This window comes from Arthrobacter sp. 35/47 (assembly GCF_000520475.1).
Taxonomy (GTDB): Bacteria; Actinomycetota; Actinomycetes; order Actinomycetales; family Micrococcaceae; genus Arthrobacter_D; species Arthrobacter_D subterraneus.
Window position 1 is genome coordinate 113,659 of record NZ_KI914586.1, and the last position, 6,613, is coordinate 120,271.

Consider the following 6,613-nt stretch of genomic DNA (forward strand, 5'->3'; position numbering starts at 1 on the left):
CCGAGCCGGTCGATGAGCGCGGTGGTGGCCGGCGAACTGAGGTTGAGCGCCTGGCGCAGCATCCCCGGCGTCACCGTTACGCCGGCCCGGGCGGCTCCCATCATGATTCCGAGCGCGTTGAGGTCCGTCCTGTGCAGGTCATCCCGCACGCTGACGGTATCCACGTAACGGTCGGTCTCGACGGTGAACTGCTGCAGCAGGGCGAGCACTTCACGTGGTGCGGCGGCCATGGTCCTCCCTTTGCTCACCTCAAGATTAGTCAGTACCCAATTATCTCCATCATGAATATAGTAGGCTGCAGAGATACTTTGGAGAGGATCGGCATGTTCAACAGGAAGTGGGCCCGGGCGGTCATCCCCTCGTTCATCGTGGTGCTGTGGTTCATCGGCGCAGGCTTCGGCGGGCCCACCTTCGGGAAGCTGGAGGAAGTCTCAAGCAATGACCAGGCCTCCTTCCTTCCCGCAGGTGCCGAGTCCACCGAAGCGGGCGAGCTGCAGAAGGCATTCACCGAGTCGACGGCGCTGCCCGCCGTCATTGTCGTCGAGTCAGAGACGGAAATTCCGCCGCAGGAACTCGGGCTGTACCAGGAGATCGCGGGCGAACTGGGGGAGGTTGACGGACTTGAGCCGGCTGCCGAGGGGCAGCCGGCGCTGCTCGGTCCCATTCCCTCGGCGGATGGACTCGCCATCCAGTTCATTGCTTCAGTGTCCGACGACGCCGAGCTGGGTGAGGTGGTCGCGGAACTCCGCGAGGTGCTGGAGGCCCAACTGCCCGACGGTGCGGAAGGTTACGTCACCGGCCCCGCCGGATTCACGGCCGACCTGGTCAGCGCCTTCGGCGGTATTGACGGAATCCTGCTCGCCGTTGCGCTCGCCGCAGTCTTCGTGATCCTGCTGGGCGTTTACCGCGCGCTCATCCTGCCGTTCCTCGTCCTGTTCACCTCTGTTTTTGCGCTCGCCACGTCAATCCTGCTGGTCTACGCCTTCGCGCTGTGGGGCTGGATCGAGCTGAGCGGCCAGAGCCAGGGCATCCTGTCCATCCTCGTGATCGGCGCGGCCACGGACTACGCGCTGCTGCTGGTGGCACGCTACCGGGAAGCGCTCACCGAGTTCAGCTCAAAGTGGGATGCCATGCGGGTAGCCTACCGGGCTTCGGTGGAGCCGATCGTGGCCTCCGGCGCAACGGTGATCCTCGCGCTGCTGTGCCTGCTCTTCTCGGACCTGAACTCAAACCGGAGTCTTGGTCCCATCGCGGCCATCGGCATTGTCTTCTCGCTGTTTGCGGCGCTGACGCTCCTGCCTGCGCTCCTCCTTCTCTTCGGCCGTAGCGCGTTCTGGCCGCTTCGGCCGAAGGCGGGCACCCACCCGGCCGGCGTGCATGGCCGGAACGTCACCGGGCTTGAGGGGTTGCGCGGCATCTGGAAGCGCGTCGGCCGCCTGATCTCACGGTCCTCGCGGCCGGTGTGGATCATCTCGCTGGTGGTGCTCGGGGCGGGTTCCCTCGGCCTCCTGCAGCTGCAGGCCTCCGGAGTGCCCCAGTCCTCGCTGATCCTGGCGCCGTCCAATGCGGTGGACGGACAGGACGCGCTGGCGCGCCACTTCGACGCCGGCGCCGGCAGCCCGGTCACGATCATCGTGCCGGAAGGGCAGCAGGACGGCGTGCTCGAGGTGCTCGACCGGCAGGAGGGTGTCACCGAGGCGACCGTGGTCGCGGAACAGGGAGGCGACGCCGTCGTTCGCGGGGGTAATGTCCTGGTCCGCGCCACCCTCGACTACCAGGCCGACTCCGCGGAGGCTGAGGAACTCGTCCGGCAGTTGCGCACGGACCTCGATACGGTGAGCCCGGAGGTGCTGGTGGGCGGCGTGACCGCGGTGGCCCTGGACACCAATGTGACCGCCCAGGCGGACCTGGCGAAGATCATTCCGATCGTCCTGGTGGTCATCCTGGCCGTCCTGATGCTGCTGCTGCGGTCGGTGCTGGCGCCCCTGCTGCTCATCGGCTCCGTGGTGCTGTCCTACGCGACGGCGCTTGGCGTCTCGGCCCTGGTGTTCAACAACGTTCTCGGGTTCGACGGCGCCGATGCCTCCGTGCCGCTTTTCGGCTTTGTGTTCCTCGTGGCACTCGGGGTCGACTACAACATCTTCCTGATGACCCGCGTGCGGGAGGAGTCATTGCGTATCGGTACGCGCCCGGGCATCCTGCGCGGGCTCGGCGTCACCGGCGGCGTGATCACCTCCGCGGGGATCGTGCTGGCGGCAACCTTCGCGGCCCTCGGGGTCATCCCGATCCTCTTCCTTGCCCAGATTGCGTTCATTGTGGCATTCGGCGTGCTGCTGGACACGGTGATTGTCCGGTCCCTGCTCGTCCCGGCCCTCGCGTATGACATCGGCCCGAAGATCTGGTGGCCGTCGGCACTGGCGCGGCACGACGTCGGAGCCACCCCTGGCCGGGAGGCTGAAAGTGAGCAGGAGGAGCGGAAAGAGCCCGCCCACCGGGCCTAGCTGCGGTGGGCAGCCGCCGGAGCGTGCACATATTCCCATTCGTGTTGCGCAGGTTACCGGCGAGTAGCTAGCGTCTGTGCGATGCCCGCTCCCGCCCGGGGAGCTTCGATGATACGAAGAGGTTTCAACGCATGCCACACCGCCTGTCGACAATCCTTGCCACTGCGGCCCTGCTTGGCGGAAGCCTGGCCGGGGCAGCGCCCGCCGCAGCCGATACCGAGGACATTTCCCCGCCCGGCGCAAACAACTGGTCCTGCAAGCCGAGTGCGGAACACCCGTATCCCGTCATCCTCGTGCCCGGAACGTTCGAGAGCATGCTGAAGAACTGGTCCACGCTCTCGCCGGTCCTCGCCGGGCAGGGATACTGCGTTTTTGCCCTCAACTACGGAACCACCAACGGCATCGACGCCACCGGCCCGGTGGCTGACTCCGCCGCTGAACTGGGCTCCTTTGTTGACGCTGTCCTCGGCGCCACGGGGGCGCGGAAGGTGGACCTGGTGGGCCACAGCCAGGGCGGCATGATGCCGCGCTACTACATCGGCTTCCTCGGAGGCGCAAAGAAGGTCAACCACCTGGTGGGGATTGCTCCGTCCAACCACGGGACCGAAGGTGTCCTCGTGCCTTCCGGGGACGGACCCGTGACAACCTCTGATTCCGGCTTCCTGTGCCAGGCGTGCGCGGACCAGGAGGCCGGCTCACCGTTCCTGACTGAGCTGAACTCCATCGGCGACACCGTCAACGGACCCGCCTATACCGTCATCAGCACCAAATATGACGAGGTGGTCACGCCGTACACCAGCCAGTTCCTCGACGGTCCGGCCAGGCAGGTCACCAACATCACCATTCAGGACAAGTGCGCGCTGAACCTGATTGAGCATGACCAGGCGCCGAATGATCCCGTGGTGCACCGGCTGGTGTCCCATGCGCTGACCCAGGAAGGGCCGGCGGACCCGGCCTTCCAGCCGCGCTGCCTCTAAGGCCCCCCGACGTCGTACCCCGTCAAGCCAGAGTTGAGTCGCTTTCGCTCAACTCTGGCTTGACTCTTGTTCGGGTCCGGGTACACTTGAGTGCAGAACGCTCAATCTGGGCGCAATCCGAACATTCTGGCCGGGCGGTGACACGCCGCCGGCTCGTCGAAAGGAAATACGCATGTCACGTGCAGTAGGTATCGACCTCGGAACCACCAACTCCGTTGTCTCCGTCCTTGAAGGTGGCGAGCCCACCGTCATCGCCAACGCGGAGGGTGCGCGCACCACCCCGTCCATCGTCGCGTTCTCCAAGAGCGGTGAAGTGCTGGTCGGTGAGATCGCCAAGCGCCAGGCCGTCAACAACATCGACCGCACCATTTCCTCCGTCAAGCGCCACATGGGCACCGACTGGAAGAAGCAGATCGATGACAGGACCTACACGCCCCAGGAAATCTCGGCCCGTATCCTGCAGAAGCTGAAGACCGACGCCGAGAGCTACCTCGGCGAGAAGGTGACTGACGCCGTCGTCACCGTTCCCGCATACTTCAATGACGCCGAGCGCCAGGCAACCAAGGAAGCCGGGGAGATCGCGGGCCTCAACGTCCTGCGCATCGTCAACGAGCCCACCGCCGCAGCGCTCGCCTACGGACTGGACAAGGGCAAGGAAGACGAGCTCATCCTGGTCTTCGACCTCGGCGGCGGTACATTTGACGTCTCGCTCCTCGAGGTCGGCAAGGACGAGGACGAGTTCTCCACCATCCAGGTCCGCGCCACCGCCGGTGACAACCGTCTGGGCGGCGACGACTGGGACCAGCGTGTTGTTGACTTCCTCCTGTCCCAGGCCAAGGCGAAGGGCGCTGACCTGTCCAAGGACAAGATCGCCCTGCAGCGCCTCAAGGAAGCCGCCGAGCAGGCCAAGAAGGAACTCTCCTCGGCCAGCTCCACCAACATCTCCCTGCAGTACCTCTCCGTCACCTCCGACGGCCCGGTGCACCTGGATGAGCACCTCAGCCGTGCCAAGTTCCAGGACCTCACCAAGGACCTGCTGGACCGCACCAAGAAGCCGTTCCAGGACGTGATCAAGGAAGCCGGCATCAAGGTTTCGGACATCGACCACATCGTGCTCGTCGGTGGTTCCACCCGCATGCCCGCTGTTTCCGAACTCGTCAAGGAGCTTGCCGGCGGCAAGGAGCCCAACAAGGGTGTCAACCCCGATGAGGTCGTCGCAGTCGGTGCCGCTCTCCAGGCCGGCGTGCTGAAGGGTGAGCGCAAGGACGTTCTGCTGATCGACGTTACCCCGCTTTCCCTCGGTATCGAGACCAAGGGCGGCGTGATGACCCACCTGATCGAGCGCAACACCGCCATCCCCACCAAGCGGAGCGAAACGTTCACCACTGCGGATGACAACCAGCCGTCCGTTGCCATCCAGGTGTTCCAGGGCGAGCGCGAGTTCACCCGGGACAACAAGCCGCTGGGAACCTTCGAGCTCACCGGGATTGCCCCGGCGCCGCGCGGCGTTCCGCAGGTCGAGGTGACCTTCGACATCGATGCGAACGGCATTGTTCACGTGTCCGCCAAGGACAAGGGCACGGGCAAGGAACAGTCCATGACCATCACCGGCGGCACCGCGTTGTCCAAGGAAGACATCGACCGCATGGTCCGTGACGCCGAGGAGCACGCAGCGGAGGACAAGGCACGCCGCGAGGCAACCGAAACCCGCAACTCCGCCGAGCAACTCGCCTACTCCGTGGACAAGCTCATCGCCGATAACGCGGACAAGCTGCCCGAGGAGGTCAAGACCGAGGTGCAGGCCGACGTCGACGCCCTCAAGAAGGCGCTGGAATCCCAGGACAATGATGAAGAGGTGAAGGCCGCCTTCGAGAAGCTGCAGGCTTCCCAGACCAAGCTCGGTGAGGCCATCTACGCCCAGGCGCAGCAGGAAAGCGCCGCCGGTGCCGGTGACGCCGGAACCGGCGAGCCCAGCGGAGACGGTTCCAAGGCTGACGACGAGGACATCGTCGACGCCGAGGTTGTTGACGAAGACGAGAAGAAGTAGCCATGCCTCACCACGGAAACGAAGAAGAGCACTCAGAGCCGGTCAGCTTCCGGGACAACCGGAAGATTGATCCGGAAACGGGCAAGGTCCGTGGGCAGGGGCAGCAGCAGGACGCCGGCACGGGCAATCCTGACCCGAAACCCCCAGCGGGTACCGGGCAGGAGCCCGCACCGGCGGGAGACCCGGACGGCGGTGTGGACGCCTTGGCGCAGGCCGAGGCCATCCTCAACGAGGCCGGCGGCGGGGAGGAGATTCCCGCGGCATCGACCGACGTTGAGGCTGAACTCCGGAATGACCTCCTGCGGCTTCAGGCCGAGTATGTCAACTACCGGAAGCGGGTGGAGCGGGACCGCGACGTGGCACGGGACATGGCAGTGATCGGGGTACTGAACTCCCTCATGCCGGTACTGGATGACATCGACGCCGCCCGCCAGCACGGCGACCTCGCGGACGGGCCGTTTGCGGCGATTTCCACGAAGCTGGAGAACGCGCTGAAGACCTACGGCCTTTCCCGCATCGATGAGACCGGGGTGGAGTTCGATCCGAACATCCACGAGGCGCTCATCCAGCAGCCGAGTGCCGAGGTGCAGTTCGACAGCGTCAGCCAGATCCTCCGCACGGGCTACAAAAAGGGAGACCGCGTCCTGCGCGCCGCCCAGGTGATCGTAGCGGTACCGGAGTAAACAGGATGGATGCAGGGAGCCCCCGTTCGGGGGCTCCCTTCGTCCCCCGCCGGACACCATGAAGATTTGAACGAGAGGAGGAGTCAGATGGCTAGTCAGGATTGGGTCGACAAGGACTTCTACAAGATCCTTGGCGTGCCCAAGGACGCCTCCGACGCCGACATCAAGAAGGCCTACCGGAAACTCGCCAGGAAGCACCATCCGGACCAGAACCAGAGCACAGGCGGCTCGGACAGGATGTTCAAGGACATTTCCGAGGCCTATTCGGTGCTGTCCGATCCCGAGGAGCGCCAGCAGTACGACGCCATCCGGGCCATGGGAAGCGGGGCCCGGTTCACTGCGGGCGGGCCCGGCGGGGCAGCCGGCGGGGCAGGCTTCGAGGATGTGTTCGGCAATCTCTTCGGC

5 protein-coding genes and 1 pseudogene are annotated in these 6,613 nt (G+C 65.2%); 5 read left to right on the top strand and 1 reads right to left on the bottom strand.

What is annotated here, in order from left to right; all coding sequences use genetic code 11:
• Positions 1–230: pseudogene (locus tag X803_RS22090) on the bottom strand (MarR family transcriptional regulator); the annotation flags it as partial.
• A 93-nt stretch (positions 231–323) separates the two neighbouring features.
• Here X803_RS22090 and X803_RS17785 point away from each other — a divergent pair.
• The 5 genes from X803_RS17785 to X803_RS17790 form a co-directional block, all read left to right on the top strand.
• On the top strand, positions 324–2,501 hold the full coding sequence (locus tag X803_RS17785; protein ID WP_051470449.1) for an MMPL family transporter: 2,178 nt from the start codon (positions 324–326) through the stop codon (positions 2,499–2,501).
• A 131-nt stretch (positions 2,502–2,632) separates the two neighbouring features.
• The gene (locus X803_RS0104460) at positions 2,633–3,478 is read left to right on the top strand and encodes an esterase/lipase family protein (RefSeq protein ID WP_026544203.1); all 846 of its coding nucleotides are present in this window, start codon (positions 2,633–2,635) and stop codon (positions 3,476–3,478) included.
• Between the two features lie 172 nt (positions 3,479–3,650).
• Positions 3,651–5,525, top strand: a complete 1,875-nt coding sequence (dnaK, locus tag X803_RS0104465; protein ID WP_026544204.1) for a molecular chaperone DnaK — start codon at positions 3,651–3,653, stop codon at positions 5,523–5,525.
• 2 nt (positions 5,526–5,527) lie between these two features.
• Positions 5,528–6,208, top strand: coding sequence for a nucleotide exchange factor GrpE (locus tag X803_RS0104470; RefSeq protein WP_026544205.1), 681 nt, complete (start codon positions 5,528–5,530; stop codon positions 6,206–6,208).
• Positions 6,209–6,295: 87 nt separating this feature from the next.
• A partial coding sequence (locus X803_RS17790; RefSeq protein ID WP_035777917.1) for a DnaJ domain-containing protein occupies positions 6,296–6,613 on the top strand: 318 nt, incomplete at its 3' end.

Bases quoted from the DNA above. Each gene is read 5' to 3' on its own strand.
- X803_RS17785 (WP_051470449.1), top strand. From the start codon at position 324: ATGTTCAACAGGAAGTGGGCCCGGGCGGTCATCCCCTCGTTCATCGTG.
- X803_RS0104460 (WP_026544203.1), top strand. From the start codon at position 2,633: ATGCCACACCGCCTGTCGACAATCCTTGCCACTGCGGCCCTGCTTGGC.
- dnaK (WP_026544204.1), top strand. From the start codon at position 3,651: ATGTCACGTGCAGTAGGTATCGACCTCGGAACCACCAACTCCGTTGTC.
- X803_RS0104470 (WP_026544205.1), top strand. From the start codon at position 5,528: ATGCCTCACCACGGAAACGAAGAAGAGCACTCAGAGCCGGTCAGCTTC.